Genomic DNA, 17,415 nt, shown 5'->3' with positions numbered 1-17,415 from the left:
AGGACCGGTGCCGCCGCCCCCCGACCTGCCGATCCCACAGCTTCCGATTTGGGAGGCCCTTCCGGGGCTGAAGGCGGCGCTGTCGACACACAGCGCGGCCGTCCTGGTCGCCCCGCCGGGGGCCGGCAAGACCACGGTGGTTCCGCTGGAGCTGCTGGACGAGCCCTGGGTCGCCGGCCGCCGGATCGTCGTGCTCGAGCCGCGACGGCTGGCCGCCCGCGCCGCCGCCGAGCGGATGGCCGCCACCCTGGGCGAGCCGGTGGGCCAGCGCGTCGGCTTCCGGGTGCGGATGCAGTCGAGGGTCTCGGCCGCCACCCGCATTGAGGTGGTCACCGAGGGCGTGTTCACCCGGCAGATCCTGGCCGATCCGGAGCTGGCCGGCGTCGCCTGCGTGATCTTCGACGAATTCCACGAGCGCAGCCTCGACGCCGACCTCGGTTTGGCGCTGGCCCGCGACGCCCAGGGCCTGCTGCGCGAGGACCTGCGAATCCTGGTGATGTCGGCGACCATCGACGGGGCGGCGGTGGCGCGGTTGCTCAACGATTCGCCGGTCATCGAGAGCCTCGGCCGCGCCCATCCTGTCACGACCCACTACCTCGGCCGCGACGACAGCCTGCGGCTGGAGGACCGCGCCGTCCGCGCCATCGACCGCGCGCTCGTCGAGCAGTCCGGCGGCGTGCTGGTCTTCCTGCCCGGCCAGGGCGAGATCCTGCGCACCGTCGAGCGGCTGGGCGAGCGGCTGCGCGATCGCACGGTGGAGGTGGCGCCGCTCTATGGCGTGCTCGACCCTCGCGACCAGGACCGCGCGATCGCCCCGCCGCCGCCGGGCAAGCGCAAGGTGGTGCTGGCCACCTCCATCGCCGAGACCAGCCTGACCATCCAGGGCGTTCGCGTGGTGATCGACAGCGGCCAGGCCCGCGTGCCGCGCTTCGACCCGGCCAGCGGGCTGACCCGGCTCGCCACCATCCGCGTCAGCCGCGCCGCCGCCAACCAGCGCCGCGGCCGGGCAGGGCGCACCGAGCCCGGGGTCTGCTACCGCCTGTGGGACGAGGCCGAGACGCGCGCCCTGCCGGCTTTTGCGGATCCGGAGATCCTCGACGCCGACCTTTCCGGCCTGGCCCTCGACCTCGCCCGCTGGGGCGCCAAGGATCCGGGCGCGCTGGCCTTCCTCGACCCGCCGCCCGCCGCCGCCTTCGCCGAGGCCCGCGCGCTGCTGGTCCGCCTGGAGGCGCTCAGCGACGATGGCGTGCTCACTCCGCATGGCCGCGCGCTCGCCGACATCCCGCTGCCGCCACGGCTCGCACACATGGTGCTGAAGGCCGCCGAGACCGGCCAGGCCCCGCGGGCGGCGCGGATCGCGGCCCTGGTCGTCGAGCGCAACCTCGGCGGGCGCGATGTCGACCTGCGCCACCGCCTCGACGCGTTCGCCCGCGACCGCAGCCCCCGCGCCGGCGACGCCAGGGCGCTGGCCGAGCGTTGGGCCAACCTCACCGGCCGCGCGGGCAAGGGCGAGCCGCTGTCCGACGGCCTGCTGCTGGCCTACGCCTACCCTGAGCGCATCGCCCGGGCCCGCGGCCCGCAGGGCGAGTTCCAGCTGGTCAGCGGCCGCGGCGCCTTCGTCGAGCCTACCGACGCGCTCGCCCGCGAGGCCTGGCTGGCGGTCGCCGAGCTGGGCGGACGCGAGCGCCGTGACCGCATCCTGCTGGCCGCGCCCATCGAGGAGGGCGAGCTCCTCACCGCCTTTGCCCACCAGCTCACGACCGAGGACCGGCTGGAGGAAAGCGGGGGAGGACGGCTGCGCGCCAAACGCCTCACACGCCTGGGCCGCCTTACGGTCCGTGAAACCGTCGACGACAACCCTGACCCCACGCTGATCGCCGCCGCGCTTGCCGAGCGCGTGCGCGCCGAGGGCGTCGCGGCCTTGCCCTTAGGCCCCGCCGCCATGGCGCTGCGCCAGCGCCTGGCCTTCCTGCGCGCCGGCGATCGCGCCTGGCCCGACGTCTCCGACGCGGCGCTCGCGGCCCGGCTCGACGACTGGCTCACGCCCCTGCTGACCGGCGTCCGCTCGCTCGCCGCCCTGAAGCCCGACGCCTTGGAAGGCGCGCTCCGCAGCCTGGTCCCCTGGGACCTGCAGCCCAGGCTCGACGCGGAGGCGCCCGCCCGCTGGACCGCGCCGACCGGCAACAGCTTCGCCATCGACTACGGCGCCGAGGCGGGCCCGCTGGTCGAGGTCCGCGTGCAGGAGGTCTATGGCCTGGGCCAGCATCCCACCGTCGCCGGGACGCCGCTTACCCTGTCGCTGCTGTCGCCGGCGCACCGCCCGGTACAGACCACCAAGGACTTGCCGGGCTTCTGGAAAGGCTCCTGGAAGGACGTCCGCGCCGACATGCGCGGCCGCTACCCCAGGCACCTCTGGCCCGAGGACCCGGCGAGCGCCGAACCCACCGCCAGGGCCAAGCCTCGCGGGACTTGAGGCTGCTGCTCCCCCCGGTGGCGAAAACAGACCTGAGCGCAGCATTTCTGCGCGCGGCTTATGCACCGCGCCACCACAACCGTCCCGCGGACGGATTCCGGTTGCGGTCGGCAAAGCTTGGCCAGCCATCCTCCAGCATTGATCCGCGAGCGCACGCCGAACCGCCGGCCGCCGCGATTCGAGGAGGGTAATTACCGGTGACCAACTCCAGCTCTGACCTATCACTGATGCCGCGCCGCGCGTTCCTGCGGGTCGCTGCGTTCGCAGCCGCCGCCGCGCCCATCGTGAGCGAAGCCACTATGGCCCATGCCAAGCTTGCCTCCCAGAGCATGGGCGTGCTGCCGCCGGACGCGGTGATCATCAACGCCAACGAGAACCCGCTCGGCCCCTGCAAGGCGGCCTGCGAGGCGATCACCAAGATCCTGCCGCTCGGCGGCCGCTACGACCGCATGGGGGAGCTGGACGCGCTGACCAAGGAATATGCCGCCGCGCACGGCCTTAAGCCCGAGAACATCGCCTTCTACGCCGGCTCCTCGGAGCCGCTGCACTACACCACGCTCGCCTTCACCTCGCCGTCACGCAGCCTGGTCATGGCCGACCCGTCCTACGAATCGGCCGCCGCCGCGGCGAAGATCTCCAAGGCGCCGGTGCACAAGATCGCCCTGACCCCGACCTATGCGCACGACGTCAAGAAGATGATCGCCGCCGACCCGCAGGCCGGCCTGATCTACATCGTGAACCCGAACAACCCGACGGGCACCATCACGCCGCGCGAGGAGATCCTCTGGGCCCTGGAGAACAAGCCGGCGGGGTCGATCCTGCTGGTGGACGAAGCCTACATCCACCTGTCCGACGAACAGCACGTGCTGGACCAGGTGGCGGCGGGCAAGGACATCATCGTCCTGCGCACTTTCTCCAAGATCTACGGCATGGCCGGCATCCGCTGCGGCGTGGCCATCGCCCGCCCGGACCTGCTGGAGAAGCTGACGCCCTACTACCAGAACGCCATGCCGGTGACCGCGCTCGCCGCGGCGCGCGCCTCTCTCGCCGACAAGGAGTTGATCCCCACGCGCAAGAAGTGGATCGCCGACAGCCGCGTCGAGACACTCGCCTTCCTCAAGGCCAACGGCTTCAAGCCGATCGGAACCTCGGTCTCCAACTGCTTCATGATCGACACCGGCCGCCCGGCCCACGGCGTGATCGCCGGCATGCAGAAGGAAAAGGTCTACATCGGCCGCATCTGGCCGGTGTGGCCCAACGCCGTGCGCATTTCCGTGGGCTCGCCCGAGGACATGGCCAAGTTCAGGGTCGCCTTCAAGAAGGTGATGGACAGCCCCGCCGTGGCCTCGGCCGCCGACGCGCATCCCGGTCCGGTCGGCCTGAGCCGCAGCAAGTTCCTGTCCTAAGGATCGCCGATCATTTGTAGTCATCCCCGGGGACAGGCCCGGGGGTGACGTTCAAAAGTGGGAGGCGGCCAGGCCCTGTCGTTGCGCCAGCCGCGAAGCCTCAGGCGGTCACAGCATAGATCATGATCCCCGCGGCCACCGACAGGTTCAGGCTGTCGGCGCGGCCGCGCATGGGGATCTTCACGTTGACGTCGCACAGGGCGGCCATGTCCGGCGGCAGGCCCTGCTGCTCGTTGCCCATCAGGATCAGGGTGGGTTTGCCGTAATCGGCCTGCCGGTAGTCGCAATCGGCCGACAGCAGGGTCCCCACGACCGAGCCCGGCCAGCGGTTGCGCCAGGCGGCGAATTCTGCCTCGGTGGCCCGGGTCAGCGGCACGGCGAAGATCGAGCCCATGGTCGCCCGCACCGCCTCCACCGAATAGGGATCGCAGCACTCGCCCACCAGGATCACCCCGCCGCAGCCGGCCGCGTCGGCGGTGCGCACGATGGTCCCCAGGTTCCCCGGATCGCGCACCCGGTGCAGCGCGACCCAGCAGCGCGCGGCGTGCGGTTCGATGACCTCCAGCGGGCGGAAAACCTGCTCGAACACGCCCACCACCGCCTGCGGATTATCGCGGCGGCTGACCTTGGCCAGGATGCCTTCGGTGACCTCGATCACCTCGCCGTTCGCCGCCAGGGTCGCCTGGACGGCCTTCTGCAGCAGCGGATGGCCGGCGGCCTCGGCGCCGTACAGCAGGATCGCCGGCGCGTGACCGGTCTCGATCCCCTCGATCACCGCCTTCAGCCCCTCGGCGACGAACAGGCCGGTTTCGTCGCGCGCCTTGCGCAGGTGCAGGGCGCGGACCGCCTTCACCGTCGGGTTGGTCAGCGAGGTGACGGTGCGGCTGCTCATGCCTGCCCCCCCTCTGCCTGCCAACGCGCGTAAAACGACATGCCGATCTCCCGGGCGCCGTCCTCCTGCACCAGCGCCAGCTCGCCCCATTCGATGGTCCCGCCGCGCCCCTTCAGCTTGTCGGCCAGCAGCCCGGAGAGCGCTGCCCCGCTGATCCGCTCGGCATAGGCGTTCAGCACCAGGAACCGGGCGTTTTCGGAAAGAAGTTCAGCGCATAGGCCGGCAAGTTCAGGCAGGTTCTCGAACAGCCGCCAGACCTCGCCGTCGGGCCCGCGGCCGTATTTCGGCGGGTCGAGGATGATCCCCTCGTACTTGGAGCCCCGCCGCACCTCCCGCTGGACGTATTTGCGGGCGTCCTCGGTTATCCAGCGGATCGGCCGATCGGCGAGACCGGAGAGCTCCGCATTTTCCCGCGCCCAGCCCACCGCGCGTTTGGAGGCGTCCACGTGGGTCACCGCCGCCCCGGCCGCAGCCATCACCAGGCTCGCCACGCCGGTGTAGCCGAACAGGTTCAGCACCCTGGGCCCGCCCCTTTCTCCAGAGCTGCCCGCGTGGCGCAGCGCCGTGTCGAGCCAGGCCCAATTCGCCGCCTGCTCCGGGAAGAAGGCCAGGTGGCGAAAGCTGGTGAAGCGGCCGTTGAACTTCGCCTCGCCCCAGGCCAGCGGCCAGGCTTCCGGCGGCTGTCCCTTCAGCTTCCAGCGCCCGGCGTCCTCCTCGTCGGTGGGATCGAATATCGCGTCGGCCGCGTCCCAGACCTCCGCAGGCAGGGCCGGCGACCACAGGCACTGCGGCTCGGGCCGCACCACGCTGAAGCGGCCATACCGCTCCAGCTTGCGCCCATGGCCGGAGTCCAGCAGCGCATAGTCCGCCCAGCCGCGCGTCCGCATAACGCCGGGCGTCTCGGCGACCTTCGGGTCCCTGGGGGCGTCCGCTGCGCTCATGGTCCGCGCTTACGCGGTCGCGCGGCTGCTCGTCCAGAGGCGCCGCGCAGCGCCAGCCGCGCAAGGCGCGTTTCGCGTTGCGGATTTGCAACCCGCACTTGTCACAATGGCGGAATTGGCGTCCGGTACCCGAACGGATAACAGCGGAAGGTCGCACTTGTCGGTCGCAGCCACTACCCCTCGCCGATCCGCCCGCAAGGCCAAGGGCGACGGCCACCTCCGTCGCGCCGAAATCCTCGAGGCGGCCGAGCGCATCTTCGTCGCCGAGGGCTATGAGGGCGCCACCATCCGCAAGATCGCCGATGAGGTCGGCGTCTCCTCCACCGCGCTCTACATGCACTTCCAGGACAAGGGCTGCATTCTGCTCGAGATCTGTGAGCGGACCCTGACGCTGCTGCTGGAGCGCAACCGCGAGATCGCCGCCAAGCCGCTGGACCCGGTGGTGCGCGTGAAGATGATGCTGGAGGCCTATATGCGCTGGGGCCTGGAGCATCCCAACGCCTACCAGCTGGTCTATACCGGCCGTCCCGTGTCGGCCGGCCTCTGGCCCGAGGACACCCGCGACGTCCCCGACCAGTGCTATGAGATCTTCCGCGACGTGGTGCGCGAGATCGCCGCCTCCGGCCGCCTGCGCACCGGCACGGCGGACTCCGCCGCCCAGGCGCTCTGGATGTCCTGCCACGGCGTGGTGGCGCTGCTCGCCTCGCGCCCGAATTTCCACTGGGCCGACCGCGACGAACTTATCCAGGTCACCCTCGAGGGCCTGCTGAACGGCCTGGTGGTGGATTAGGGCTGAACTGAAGGTCCGGCGCGAGCCCTACCTTCCTTTCTCTCGTGTCACCGCCCCGACGGGCTTCCCGCCTGCGCCACCGCCGGCATCTGCGCGGCCGGATAGCCGTAGGCCCCGCGCTTCAGGTCGGCCGAGAGCGTGATCGGGGCGGAGCCGCCGTTCAGCTTGGCGCGGTAGACCTGCATGTTCTCCATCACCCGCATGACGTAGTTGCGGGTCTCCGAGAACGGGATGCATTCGATGAAGTCGACCGGGTCGGTTGAACCACCACGCGGGTCGCCGCAGAACGAGGTCCACTGGGTCGGCCGCCCGGGGCCGGCGTTGTAGCCCGCCGCGGCCATCACGTAAGAGCCGGAGAACTGGGTCACCAGCTGGCCGAGGTAGGTCGATCCGAGGCGCATGTTGTAGTCCGGCTCGTCGAGCTTGCCCGGCGAATAGCTGATCCCGATCCGCCGTGCGAGGATCGCCGCGGTGGACGGCATCAGCTGCATCATGCCCCGTGCGCCGGCGCCGGAGCGGACGTTGGGGTCGAAGCCGCTCTCCTGGCGGGTGATGCCCAGCACCAGCGCCGGTTCGGCGGCCCCGCCGCCTTCGGGCAGATTGCGCATCGGATAGGCCCGCTGCGGCAGGATGAAGCCCCGTTGCGCCGCGGCGCGCGCGGCCTTCATGGAGGTGTCCATCTCGCCGTAGTTGCGCGCCAGGTCGACGAGCTGCGCCTCGTCTTCGACTGTCGGCAGGGTGTCGTCGAGGTTGAGCACGAACGCCCGGAAGAGCTCGCGCGGGCCGTAGTCGAACAAGAGCCGCGTCGCCTGCACCGGCTCGCGGCCCTCGAAGGTCACGCGGGCCTGCGGCGTGATGACCGGGTCGCCCGGCAGGGTCAGCCGCTGGCCCAGCTTCTCGGCGGCCAGCATGCCGTAGAAGCTCGTGTAGTACTGGGCGGCGCGTCCGTAGAACTCGGCGCTGGCGGCCTTGTCGCCGCGGGCGGCGGCCGCGCGGCCCTGCCAGTAGAGCGCGCGGCCCCGGGTGACCGGCGAGGTGCCGATCCGCTCCAGGGCGGCGAAATGGGTCGCGGCCTTGGCCGGATCGTTCAGCTTGGTGAGCGCGATCCAGCCGGCGGAGAATTCGGCGTCCGCGGCGTCGGAGCCCGTGGTCAGGCCGCTGTCGGCCGCCGCGGCGTAAGCGCTCTTCGAATCGCCCGCGCGCAACGCGGCCAGCACCAGATGGCGCCGTTCGTCCCACACGCGGTCCCCCTGGTCGGCGGTGGCGACCTCCTTGGGGAAGTTCTGCACCTGGCCGAGCGCCAGGGTGTCCAGGCCCTTGCGCCGCAGGTAGGCCGCCCGCTCGAAGGCCACGCCCGGCGTCTGGGCGACCGTGGGGGGGAGGGCGGCCAGCAGCTCGTTGGCGTCGCGGGCCTCGGCGCGCAACGCCAGGCGCGCCCTGGCGGCGTCCTGCTGGTCGGCGGGCAGCAGCGCGATCATCTCGCGCGCCGCGGGGCCCTGCGAGCCATAGAGCAGGATGTCGGCGCGCCGCGCGTGGTCGTCCATGGTCAGCACGTCGCTGAACCGCGCCAGCATGGTGCGCTGGGCGTCGGCCTCGAAACTCTTGTCGCGCCACCAATGCCTGATGAGCGCGGCCGCCTCGGCGGGCCGGCCGAGGCCGCGGTAGGCCGAGGCCAGCGCCATGGCGCCTTGGGCGGTGGCGGGCTCGGCGCCGGCGAACCAGTCCAGCGTCTGCTGCGGGGTCTTGCCGGAGGTTTCCAGCAGGCGCTCGGCGGCGGCCTGGCGGCGGCCGGCGCGCGGCCAGCCGGCGAGCTCGCGCCGGGCGTTGTCCGCCTCGAAGAAGCCCAGGGAGTCGGCGTTGCAGTCCACCAGCACCCAGGTGGCGGTCTTGCGGGCGAGCGGGTCGATCATCTCCGCGATCGCCGTGCGCGCCTCGTTCACATTGGCCCGCTTGGCGGCCTCGATCGCCTGGCGGAACAGGGTGACGTCGCGGTCGGACAGGGCATGCGAGATGGCGTGCGGCGGCGCCGGCGTGTCCAGCGGCGCGGACTTGGTGACGCTCGCCAGCAGGTCGCCCAGGGGATCGGCGGGCTGCGCGCGCGCGGCCACGCTCGCCATTACGGCGACCCCGGCGATCAGGAAGGCTTTTCGTGCGATCGAATGCAACGGACGCCCCAACGAAATTCGAGCCGAATCAATAGGACATTGCGGGGGATACCCACCCCACCATATTGTCGCGGCGAATCTGAACGACGCTTCAACAAGCGTCCAATCACGGCAATTTGCACGAATATGTCTGAGCCTTTGTTCAAGGGCGTGCTTCCAGCGCTCGTGACGCCCTTCCGCGACGGCGCAGTAGACGAGGACGCCTTCGTGCGCCTGGTCGAGCGGCAGATCGCGGGCGGCGTCCATGGCCTCGTCCCCGTCGGCACCACCGGCGAGACCGCGACACTCAGCCACGACGAGCACCGCCGGGTGGTGGAGCTCTGTGTGGCGACCGCCGCCGGCCGCGTGCCGGTGATCGCCGGCGCCGGCTCCAACGCCACCGACGAGGCCGTCGAGCTGGTGCGGCACGCCAAGACCGTCGGCGCCGACGCCGCCCTGGTGGTGACGCCCTATTACAACCGCCCGAGCCAGGAGGGCCTCTACGCGCACTACGCGGCGATCAGCGAGGCCGTGCAACTGCCGGTAGTGGTCTACAACGTACCGTCGCGGACCAGCGTCGACATCTCCAACGAGACCCTGGCCCGGCTCTCCAGGCTGCCCAACATCGTCGGCGTCAAGGACGCCACCGGCGACATGACGCGCGCCAGCTTCCAGCGGCTGATGTGCGGCGAGGACTGGACCATGCTGTCCGGCGACGACCCCACCGCGCTGGGCTACATGGCGCACGGCGGCCACGGCTGCATCTCGGTCACCGCCAACGTCGCGCCCGAGCCGTGCGCGGCCTTCTACAACGCCGTGATGGCGGGACGCTGGCCCGACGCCCTCTATGGCCAGGACCGGCTGATCCGGCTGCACAAGGCGCTGTTCACCGACGCCTCGCCGTCGCCGACCAAGTTCGCCCTGGCCCACCTCCGTCTCTGCGCTGAAGACGTGCGCCTGCCGATCGTGCCGGCCTCCGAGGTCTCGCGCACCGAAGTCCTGGCCGCCATGCGGGACGCGGGCGTGATCTGATATGGCCGGCAAGACCATCGCCGAGAACCGCCGCGCGCGGTTCGACTACTTCCTGGAACAGACCTTCGAGGCGGGCCTCGCGCTGACCGGTTCCGAGGTGAAGTCGCTGCGCAACGGCCGCGCCAACATCGCCGAGAGCTATGCGGCGGTGGAGGGCGACGAGATCGTGCTCGTCAACGCCGACATCCCGCCCTACGCGCAGGCCGGCCCGCACTTCAACCACGACCCGCGCCGCCCGCGGAAGCTGCTCCTGAAGCGCAAGGAGATCGACCGCCTGATCGGCGCGGTGCAGCGCGAGGGCCGCACGATCATCCCGACCAAGCTGTTCTGGAGCGACCGGGGTCTGGCCAAGCTCGAGGTGGCGCTGGCCAAGGGCAAGAAGGAGCACGACAAGCGCGAAACCACCGCCGCGCGCGACTGGCAGCGGGACAAGGCCCGGCTCATGCGGGAGAAGGGCTGAGTTGGACGCCAGCGAGATTGGGGCCCTTGAGCGCGATACGGTCGCCGCCGTCGCCCCGCCGCAGACCCTGGAGATCGGTGGCTGGCTGGTCCCCCTGGACAACGGGACCATTGGACGCGCCAAGAGCGCCGTCCCGCTCAGCCACGACGTCGGGCCCGACGCCCTCGGCGAGATCGAGGCCGTTTATCGCGACCGCGGCCTGAAGCCGGCTTTCCGCATGGCCGACGTCCCGTCCCTGCAGCCGGTCTGCGCCGAGCTCGCCCGCCGCGGCTTCAGCGCCCAGCAGCCGACCGTCTTCAAGACCGGCTCCATCGCGCAACTCGCTGCCTTTTCAGAGGGTTCGGCGAGGGTCTTGAACAAGCCCGACGACGCTTGGGGCGCGGTCTTCCTGGGCGAGGGATTCGATCCCGCGGACGGCGCGCACCGCGTCGCGGCGCTGACCTGCTCGCCCGACGCGGTCTATGGCGCGGCCGGCGAGGGCGGCGAGACCCAGGCCGTCGGCGTCATGAGCTTCGGCGCCCGCTGGGCCGGGATCCATGGCATGCGCACCGCGCCCGCCCACCGCGGCAAGGGCCTCGCCAGCGCCATCCTCGCCGCCCTCGGCCGCGCCGCCCAGGCCCGCGGGGTCAGCCAGGTCTTCCTGCAGGTCGAGGAAGCCAACCCCGCCCGCGCCATCTACCGCCGCGCCGGCTTCATGCCCGTATGGCGCTACCACTACTGGCGCTGAGGGGCCTCGCCTGCGTCAGGCCCGGAAGATCACCGCGACGCCCCACGCCAGCAGCGCCACGCCACAGACGCGGCCGACCCACTGCCCGCCGGGCAGGAGTTTCTGGGCCATGATCAGCAGGGTCAGCGCTGCAACCCAGGCCAGGTTCATGACGCCCCCGACGAACAATAGCGCCATCAGCATCCAGCAGCAGCCGACACAATAGGCGCCGTGGAGGACGCCCAGCCGCAGCGCGCCCCAAGGCCCCGCCTGCCAGTGCCGCGACAGGAACGCCGCCGGCGACCTGCAATGACTGAGGCAGGCATTCTGAAACGGCGAGAGCTGGTAGAGCCCCGCCCCGATCAGCACGCTCGCGGACAACCACCGGCTCTGTGACGCCATCCCGGACGGCGAAATCAGCCCATTCCGCTGCAAAAACCACTGCGCCAGCACGGCGAGCAGCGAGAAGCCCAGCCAGACCAGCAGATAGCCCGCGGCGAAAACCCCGATCGGCGCCAGCTCGGCGGACTGACCCTGCGCCAAAGCCCGCCGCTGCACCTGGCCGTAGAGCAGGATCGTGGGCGCCGCGCTCGGGACCATCATCGCCACCATCATGGTCCACCACATACCGGCGCTCAGAGCCCAGAAGCCCGCGCTCCAGGCCTGCGGATGCGCCTCGGCGCCACCGCTCGCCATGCCCGTCATGTCCATGCCGGCCATGTCGTCGGCGACCGCGCCGAGCCCAGCCCCCTTGAGCAGGTAGAACCAGGCCAGCGCACACAGCACGCCGAGCGCGGCGACGGTGATCACGCGATCGCGCCTCAGCAGGCCTTCGACGAGTGGCGCCTGATCCACGCGGGCCACCTCAAGCCGCAGCGCGGGAGCGCACGACGCCGTTGTTGTTGAGGTGCAGGTGGGCGAACTGGCCGTACTTGTCGTCGATCTCCACGCGCACCGGGCCCTCGGTGCGGCTCGAAGCGCTGCCGATCTCCGCGACCTCGTATTCGAACCCGTCCGGCAGGACGATTTCCGCCCGGCTCTCGGCGCCGGACACGGGGTTGCGGATCGGCCGCCCGGTGGTCTCGATGTAGTCCTTGATGAACACCCGGCCCTTGCGGCCCTCCACATCCAGCTCGATGTCGATATCGGTGAACACCGGGGCGTGCATCTTGGTGACGGTGGAGGCGTAGACCGCGAACATGGTGGCGAACGGCGCGGTGTCCTGCCCGGTCATGATGCGCAGCAGCCCCTCGCGCTGGGCCTCATCCGCGGCCTGCTCGACGAAGGCGATCGCTTCGCCGTTACCCTCGTGGATCGCCCGCGGCCATTTGAAGATGGCGGCGAGCCGCAGTCCGTCCAGGCGCGTGTCGCCGAAATGCCCCTGATCGACGATGATCCCGGCCACCGCGTAGCAGTGGCCCTTGTCCGGCAGCCCGTTGAATTGGCAATTGCAGCCGTATTCGCAGGTGCAGTTGACCAGTTCCCGGCCTTTGATCTCCCAAGGCGTCATGGGGCCCTCCGTGAAGCGGCTGGGGATCCATGGCCTGTTGCGGCCGGCGCCGCCTGACGTCAAAGAACACCGATCTACGAACCTATGCAAGCCACCGGACCCGGCGAGACGGCGGTCCGTCTCGGTTCTATAAGAGAGGCTGTGGGCCGGAGGGGAACGCAGATGGGACAGCCGGCGGCCAGCACGGCCGCGAGCGGGCCTCGGGTAGTGATCGTCGGCGCCGGCTTCGGTGGCCTCGAGGCGGCGCGCGCCCTGGCGCATGCCGCGGCCGAGGTGGTGGTCATCGACACGAAGAACCATCACACCTTCCAGCCCTTGCTCTATCAGGTGGCGACGGCGGCCCTGTCGCCGGCCGCGATCGCCTGGCCGATCCGGAACCTGCTGAAGACCCAGGCCAACGCCCAGGTGCTGATGAGCCGGGTGACGGGCGTCGATCCTGCCGCGCATGAGGTGCTGACCGACGCCGGGCCCGTCGCCTATGACCAGTTGGTGATCGCCGCGGGCGCCGCGCACTCCTATTTCGGCCACGACGACTGGGCGGTCTTCGCGCCTGGCCTGAAGAGCCTCGAGGATGCGCTCGACATCCGCCGGCGGATCCTCTCGGCGTTCGAGCGCGCCGAGCTGGCCGGCAAGGGCAGGGCGGGGCCCGAGCTCACCACCTTCGTGGTGGTCGGCGGGGGACCGACCGGGGTCGAGCTGGCGGGCTCGATCGCCGAGATCGCCCGCGACGCCCTCAAGTCGGAGTTCCGCCACATCGATCCGGCCATGGCCCGCATCGTGCTGGTCGAGGCGGGGCCGCGCATCCTGCCGACCTTTCCCGAAAACCTGGCCGCAGAGGCCGCGCGCCGACTGGCCCGCTACGGGGTCGATGTCAGGACCAACGCCATGGTGGTGGACATCGATGCGGCCGGCGTCACGCTCGAGGATGGGCGGATCGACGCAGCGACGGTCCTGTGGGGCGCCGGCGTCAGGGCCGCGGCGCTGGTGGCCGGTCTTCCCGGCGAGCACGACCGGGCCGGGCGGGTGGAGGTGGCGCCGGACCTGTCGCTGCCCGGGCATCCGGACATCTTCGTCGTCGGCGACGGCGCGGCCGTGGCCTCGCCGGACGGTCAGCCCGTCCCCGGTATCGCCCCGGCCGCCAAGCAGATGGGCGGCTACGTCGGCCACGTGATCGCCGCCCGCCTGTCCGGACGGCCGCCGCCGCCGGCGTTCCGCTATCGGCACGCCGGCGACCTCGCCACCATCGGCCGCGGCGCGGCAGTGGTGAAACTGGGTCGCATCGAGCTAACCGGCCTGCTCGGCTGGCTGTTCTGGGGCTTCATCCACGTCTATTTCCTGGTCGGGCTGCGCGCCCGCTTCTTCGTCGCGCTGGACTGGCTGTGGAGCTACGTCACCTACCACCGCGGCGCGCGGCTGATCACCGGCGCCTAGCTCTCCAGCGGGAAGTCCGCCTCGCGCCAGGCCTTCATGCCGCCGTCCAGCGCCACCGCGCGGCCATAGCCCAGCTCGCGCAGGGTGGCGGCCGCCAGGGTCGAGATCTTGCCGAACTCGCAGCAGGTGAGGATGCGCACCGTCGGGTCCGGCAGCGCGCTGTTGACCCTAAGCTCCAGCTGGCCGCGCGGCAGGTGGACGGCGCCGGGCACATGGCCCGCGTCGAAGGCGTCCTTCTCGCGGATGTCGAGGATGACGAGATCGCGGCTGTTGCCGCCCAGCCGGGCGTTGAGTTCGGCCAGCGCCATGAACGGCACCTTCGCCGCCGCCTCCGACAAGAGCTGCGCCACCGTCTTGCCGCCGCTCATATTGGTGCGCAGCGCCTCGGTCAGATGAGTCGGCGCGGCGAGGTCCAGCGCCTGCATCATCGCTACGAACTCGGCCCGCTCGGTCTTCTGCAACCGAGGATTGTCCGCGATCTCGGCGCCGATGGTGGAGTGGCCGCGCCCTTTGTAATCGTGGGCCGGATAGACCTGCGTCTCCGGTGGCAGCTTCAGCAAGCCCTCGAACAGGCTCTCGTAGAGCTGGTGCGGGTCGCCGGTCGGCAGGTCGGTGCGCCCGGTGCCGCCGATCAGCAGCGCGTCGCCGGTGAACACCCGGTCTCCCATGACCAGGCTCATGGAATCGCGCGTGTGTCCGGGCGTGTGTAGCGCCTTCAGCCGCAGCTCGCCCGCGATCAGCATGTCGCCGTCGTCGAGCCTCAGGTCCGCGTAGGGGGCCGGCGCCAGGCGGTGCATCACCACCGGGACGCCGAGCGCCTTGCCGAGTTCGCGGCTCGCCGAGAAGTGATCTGCGTGGGTGTGGGTGTCGACGACGTATTTCACGGAAAGCCCGTGCTGGGCGCAGAGCCCGCGGTAGTGGTCGATCTGGCTGAGCTCCGGGTCGATCAGCACGGCCGCGCAGGTGGCCTCGCAGCCCACCAGGTAGGACTGGCACCCGCCGGTCGCGATCTGCTCGAAGATCATACTGGTCCCCGGACCGTGAGGCGTTCGAGCTAAGACCCGCAAGCACGTCGCTGGCAAGCTTCGCCCGATCGCCTCACGGCCCACCGGGGGTTTAGGCCGCGGCCATGGCGGCTTCGAACCCGTAGGAGTCCACGAGCTGCATGTTGAACCGGCTCACCTCCGGCGGCGCAACCCAGCGGTCCTGGCTGTCCTTGCCGAACGCCTTGAAGCTATCGAGGTCGGTCAGCAGGCCGGCGTCCTCGTCCCGCAGGTTGACGAACAGGTGGAGGAAGTCCGCTCCGTCCCGGAACAGCGCGTAGCCGATATGTCCGGGCGTCTTGGCCCGCAGTTCGGCGAACACAGCGCGCGACAGCGCCTCGTTCTCGCCCGCGCGATCCGGCTTGGCCGTGTAGCGCACCAACGTAACCCTCTGCATGATGCTGATCCCTTGTCGCGGCCGGCGCGCCCGATGCGCACCAATGCCGATGGGTTCATGACGCCGGACCTGCGCGAAAAGATTCCCGGCGAAGAAAAAGTCCGGCTGTCGAATCCTCTGAGCCCCGAGCGTCGTCATAGGCAGGGCGCCGCCGCGGGCGGCCCAGGACAAGAGGAGCGCCAATGGCCGATGGAAACGCCCCGCCGCACGCCCTGACCCGGCTGATGGGCGAGCTGCGCCCCGGCCTGCACCGGTATTGCCCCGCATGGTCGGCTCTGCCTTCGAGGGCGAGGATGTCGTCCAAGAGGCGCTCGCCAAGGCCATCGAAGCCTGGCCGGCCGCGGGTGTCGTCGAGCGCCCGGAAAGCTGGCTCTACCGGATCGCCCACAACGCCGCGCTGGACGTGCTTCGCCGGCGCAAGCGCCAGGCCGCCCTGCAGGCGCGTCTCGAGCCGGGCGAGCCGCCGGCCGCCGCCGATCGGCGGGTGGCGGCCGCGGCCAGCCTGGCGACACTGCTTTGCCTGCCCGCGGCCCAGCGCCCCTGCGTCGTGCTGATCGACGTCCTCGGCCATTCCCTGGCGGAGGCTACGGAGATCCTCGACGTCAGCCTGCCGGCCGCGAAGGCCGCCCTGCACCGCGGCCGGTCCCGGCTGAGGACCATCGCCGAGACGCCGGACGGCCCGGCGAGCAGTCTCTCGCCCGAGGATCGCTCGCGGCTCGTAGCCTACGCGGACCGGTTCAACGCCCGCGACTTCGACGCCCTGCGCGCCCTATTGGCGGAGGACGTCCGCCTGGATCTCGCCAACCGCACCCGCCTCGCCGGGCGCAAGGAGGTGAGCGACTATTTCACCCGCTACAGCCAGGTCGAGGATTGGCGCGTCGCTCCGGGCCTGGCCGAGGGCCGCCCGGCGCTGCTGGTCAGCGATCCGGCCGACCCGGACGGCGCAGTCTTGTGGGTGGTGCTGCTTGACTGGGCCGGGGCGCGGATCGCGGCGATCCGCGACTTCCGATACGCCCGCTACGTGACCGAGAACCTGGCGGTCGTGCGGCTCTAACCGTCCAGCAGGGTCCTGGCCCGCTCGAATACCGCCTCGAACATCTGCGGCGTCAGCCGGCCGGTGTTCGTGTTGAGCCGGGAGCAGTGGTAGCTGTTCAGCACCACGTAAGGCCCGGCCTGGAACTCCGAGCCATGGCCCGGGACCCCCGCCGAGGCTTTCAGGCCCAGCGCCCGGAGCACGTTGCGCCGCGAGACGTCGCCCAGGGTCACGATCACCTTCAGGCGGGGCAGGGCGGCGATGCGGTTGGTCAGGAACGGCCGGCAGCTCGCTTCTTCGCCGGTCTCAGGCTTGTTGCCAGGCGGGGCGCAGCGCACCGCGTTGGTGATCATGCAGTCGACCAGCCGCAGGTCGTCGTCGCCGTTGGGGTCGTAGGTTCCGCGGGCGAAGCCGAGCTTGGCGAGCGTCGCGTAGAGCAGCCAGCCGGCGTGGTCGCCGGTGAACGGCCGGCCCGTCCGGTTCGCGCCCTGCCGGCCGGGCGCCAGACCCGCCACCAGCAGCCGCGCCTCCTCGTCCCCGAACGAGGGCGCGGGGCCGTTGAACCACTCCGGATGGGCCTGCGCGTTGGCGGCGCGGTAGGCCACCAGCCTCGGGCAGATCGGACAGTCGCGCGGCGGCTCCGGCGACAGCTCAGGCCTCGGCATCGGCCTCCGGCTCGTCCTCGTGGTGGCGTTCGCGTTCGGTGCGGCTCTCCTGGATGAACCGCGGCAGGCGCGATGGCCGGCCGATGATGTCGGAGAGGTCGGCCAGGTCCACGAAGTTGTCGGCCTGGCGGCGCAGGTCGTCGGAGGCCATCGGCGGCTGCGACTTCACCGTCGAGACCACCGTCACCCGCGCGCCGCGCCGCTGCACGGCGGCCACCAGCGCCCGGAAGTCCCCGTCGCCGGAGAACAGCACCAGATGGTCGGCGGACTGCGCCATCTCCATCATGTCGACGGCGATCTCGACGTCCATGTCGCCGCGCCAGCGCTTGCGGCCCTGGCCGTCGGTGTATTCGCGCGCCGCCTTGGTCACCAGCCGGTAGCCGTTGTAGTCCAGCCAGTCGACCAGCGGCCGGATCGGCGAGTACTCCTCGTTCTCCACCAGGGCGGTGTAGTAGTAGGCGCGGACCAGGACGCCGCGCTTGCGGAACTCTT

The 17,415-nt window shown here is 70.9% G+C and carries 18 protein-coding genes; 9 read left to right on the top strand and 9 right to left on the bottom strand.

Annotated elements, in window-relative coordinates; all coding sequences use genetic code 11:
- The first annotated feature begins 7 nt into the window (after positions 1-7).
- A complete protein-coding gene (gene hrpB, locus JWP28_RS16060) occupies positions 8-2,473 on the top strand; it encodes an ATP-dependent helicase HrpB (RefSeq protein ID WP_299544472.1) in 2,466 nt (821 codons plus the stop codon).
- 227 nt (positions 2,474-2,700) lie between these two features.
- Positions 2,701-3,879 (top strand): pyridoxal phosphate-dependent aminotransferase, encoded by a 1,179-nt coding sequence (locus JWP28_RS16055; protein ID WP_299544470.1) that lies wholly within the window; start codon positions 2,701-2,703, stop codon positions 3,877-3,879.
- 100 nt (positions 3,880-3,979) lie between these two features.
- Here JWP28_RS16055 and JWP28_RS16050 read toward each other — a convergent pair whose 3' ends face one another.
- The gene (locus tag JWP28_RS16050) at positions 3,980-4,771 is read right to left on the bottom strand and encodes an RNA methyltransferase (protein ID WP_299544468.1); all 792 of its coding nucleotides are present in this window, start codon (positions 4,769-4,771) and stop codon (positions 3,980-3,982) included.
- A complete protein-coding gene (locus JWP28_RS16045; protein ID WP_299544467.1) occupies positions 4,768-5,712 on the bottom strand; it encodes a class I SAM-dependent methyltransferase in 945 nt (314 codons plus the stop codon). The genes JWP28_RS16050 and JWP28_RS16045 overlap by 4 nt, the downstream gene beginning before the upstream one ends.
- Before the next feature lie 157 nt (positions 5,713-5,869).
- On the opposite strand from JWP28_RS16045, the gene JWP28_RS16040 reads away from it, so the two are divergent.
- Positions 5,870-6,502 (top strand): TetR/AcrR family transcriptional regulator, encoded by a 633-nt coding sequence (locus tag JWP28_RS16040; protein ID WP_299544465.1) that lies wholly within the window; start codon positions 5,870-5,872, stop codon positions 6,500-6,502.
- A 47-nt stretch (positions 6,503-6,549) separates the two neighbouring features.
- Here the strand turns inward: JWP28_RS16040 and JWP28_RS16035 are convergent, their stop codons facing one another.
- Entirely contained in the window at positions 6,550-8,667 is a 2,118-nt protein-coding gene (locus tag JWP28_RS16035) for a lytic transglycosylase domain-containing protein (protein WP_299544463.1), read from the bottom strand.
- A 126-nt stretch (positions 8,668-8,793) separates the two neighbouring features.
- Here JWP28_RS16035 and dapA point away from each other — a divergent pair, with 126 nt between their 5' ends.
- From dapA to JWP28_RS16020, 3 genes are read left to right on the top strand one after another with little or no spacing between them, the layout of a single operon-like run.
- Positions 8,794-9,678, top strand: coding sequence for a 4-hydroxy-tetrahydrodipicolinate synthase (gene dapA / locus JWP28_RS16030; RefSeq protein WP_299544461.1), 885 nt, complete (start codon positions 8,794-8,796; stop codon positions 9,676-9,678).
- Between the two features lies 1 nt (position 9,679).
- Positions 9,680-10,138 carry an SsrA-binding protein SmpB gene (smpB, locus tag JWP28_RS16025; protein ID WP_299544459.1) on the top strand — a complete coding sequence of 153 codons (459 nt, stop codon included), beginning with the start codon at positions 9,680-9,682 and terminating at the stop codon, positions 10,136-10,138.
- A gap of 1 nt (position 10,139) precedes the next feature.
- The gene (locus JWP28_RS16020; protein WP_299544457.1) at positions 10,140-10,865 is read left to right on the top strand and encodes a GNAT family N-acetyltransferase; all 726 of its coding nucleotides are present in this window, start codon (positions 10,140-10,142) and stop codon (positions 10,863-10,865) included.
- Between the two features lie 15 nt (positions 10,866-10,880).
- On the opposite strand, the gene JWP28_RS16015 is transcribed toward JWP28_RS16020, so the two are convergent.
- Both JWP28_RS16015 and JWP28_RS16010 read right to left on the bottom strand, forming a co-directional pair.
- On the bottom strand, positions 10,881-11,699 hold the full coding sequence (locus JWP28_RS16015) for a DUF2182 domain-containing protein (protein ID WP_299544455.1): 819 nt from the start codon (positions 11,697-11,699) through the stop codon (positions 10,881-10,883).
- A 10-nt stretch (positions 11,700-11,709) separates the two neighbouring features.
- On the bottom strand, positions 11,710-12,354 hold the full coding sequence (locus tag JWP28_RS16010) for a DUF1326 domain-containing protein (protein WP_299544453.1): 645 nt from the start codon (positions 12,352-12,354) through the stop codon (positions 11,710-11,712).
- Between the two features lie 162 nt (positions 12,355-12,516).
- Between JWP28_RS16010 and JWP28_RS16005 the strand changes: the two genes are divergently transcribed.
- Positions 12,517-13,785 carry an NAD(P)/FAD-dependent oxidoreductase gene (locus tag JWP28_RS16005; RefSeq protein WP_299544451.1) on the top strand — a complete coding sequence of 423 codons (1,269 nt, stop codon included), beginning with the start codon at positions 12,517-12,519 and terminating at the stop codon, positions 13,783-13,785.
- On the opposite strand, the gene JWP28_RS16000 is transcribed toward JWP28_RS16005, so the two are convergent.
- Positions 13,782-14,810 (bottom strand): MBL fold metallo-hydrolase, encoded by a 1,029-nt coding sequence (locus JWP28_RS16000; RefSeq protein ID WP_299544450.1) that lies wholly within the window; start codon positions 14,808-14,810, stop codon positions 13,782-13,784. The genes JWP28_RS16005 and JWP28_RS16000 overlap by 4 nt on opposite strands.
- Before the next feature lie 91 nt (positions 14,811-14,901).
- Positions 14,902-15,225, bottom strand: coding sequence for a hypothetical protein (locus tag JWP28_RS15995; RefSeq protein WP_299544449.1), 324 nt, complete (start codon positions 15,223-15,225; stop codon positions 14,902-14,904).
- Positions 15,226-15,258: 33 nt separating this feature from the next.
- Between JWP28_RS15995 and JWP28_RS15990 the strand changes: the two genes are divergently transcribed.
- Together JWP28_RS15990 and JWP28_RS15985 are read left to right on the top strand one after the other, a co-directional pair.
- Entirely contained in the window at positions 15,259-15,441 is a 183-nt protein-coding gene (locus JWP28_RS15990; RefSeq protein ID WP_299544447.1) for a hypothetical protein, read from the top strand.
- A 49-nt stretch (positions 15,442-15,490) separates the two neighbouring features.
- Positions 15,491-16,279, top strand: a complete 789-nt coding sequence (locus tag JWP28_RS15985; protein ID WP_299544446.1) for a sigma factor — start codon at positions 15,491-15,493, stop codon at positions 16,277-16,279.
- Here the strand turns inward: JWP28_RS15985 and JWP28_RS15980 are convergent.
- Both JWP28_RS15980 and JWP28_RS15975 read right to left on the bottom strand, forming a co-directional pair.
- A complete protein-coding gene (locus JWP28_RS15980) occupies positions 16,276-16,923 on the bottom strand; it encodes a uracil-DNA glycosylase (protein WP_299544444.1) in 648 nt (215 codons plus the stop codon). The two genes, JWP28_RS15985 and JWP28_RS15980, sit on opposite strands and share 4 nt — an antisense overlap.
- Positions 16,910-17,415: NYN domain-containing protein (locus JWP28_RS15975; RefSeq protein WP_299544442.1), on the bottom strand; the 506-nt coding region annotated here is incomplete at its 5' end. The genes JWP28_RS15975 and JWP28_RS15980, both read right to left, overlap by 14 nt.

It is taken from the genome of Phenylobacterium sp., assembly GCF_028290885.1.
In the GTDB taxonomy this organism is placed as follows: Bacteria; Pseudomonadota; Alphaproteobacteria; order Caulobacterales; family Caulobacteraceae; genus Phenylobacterium.
Note: the sequence above shows the minus strand (reverse complement) of the source record. Positions and strands in the feature narration are given on the sequence as shown.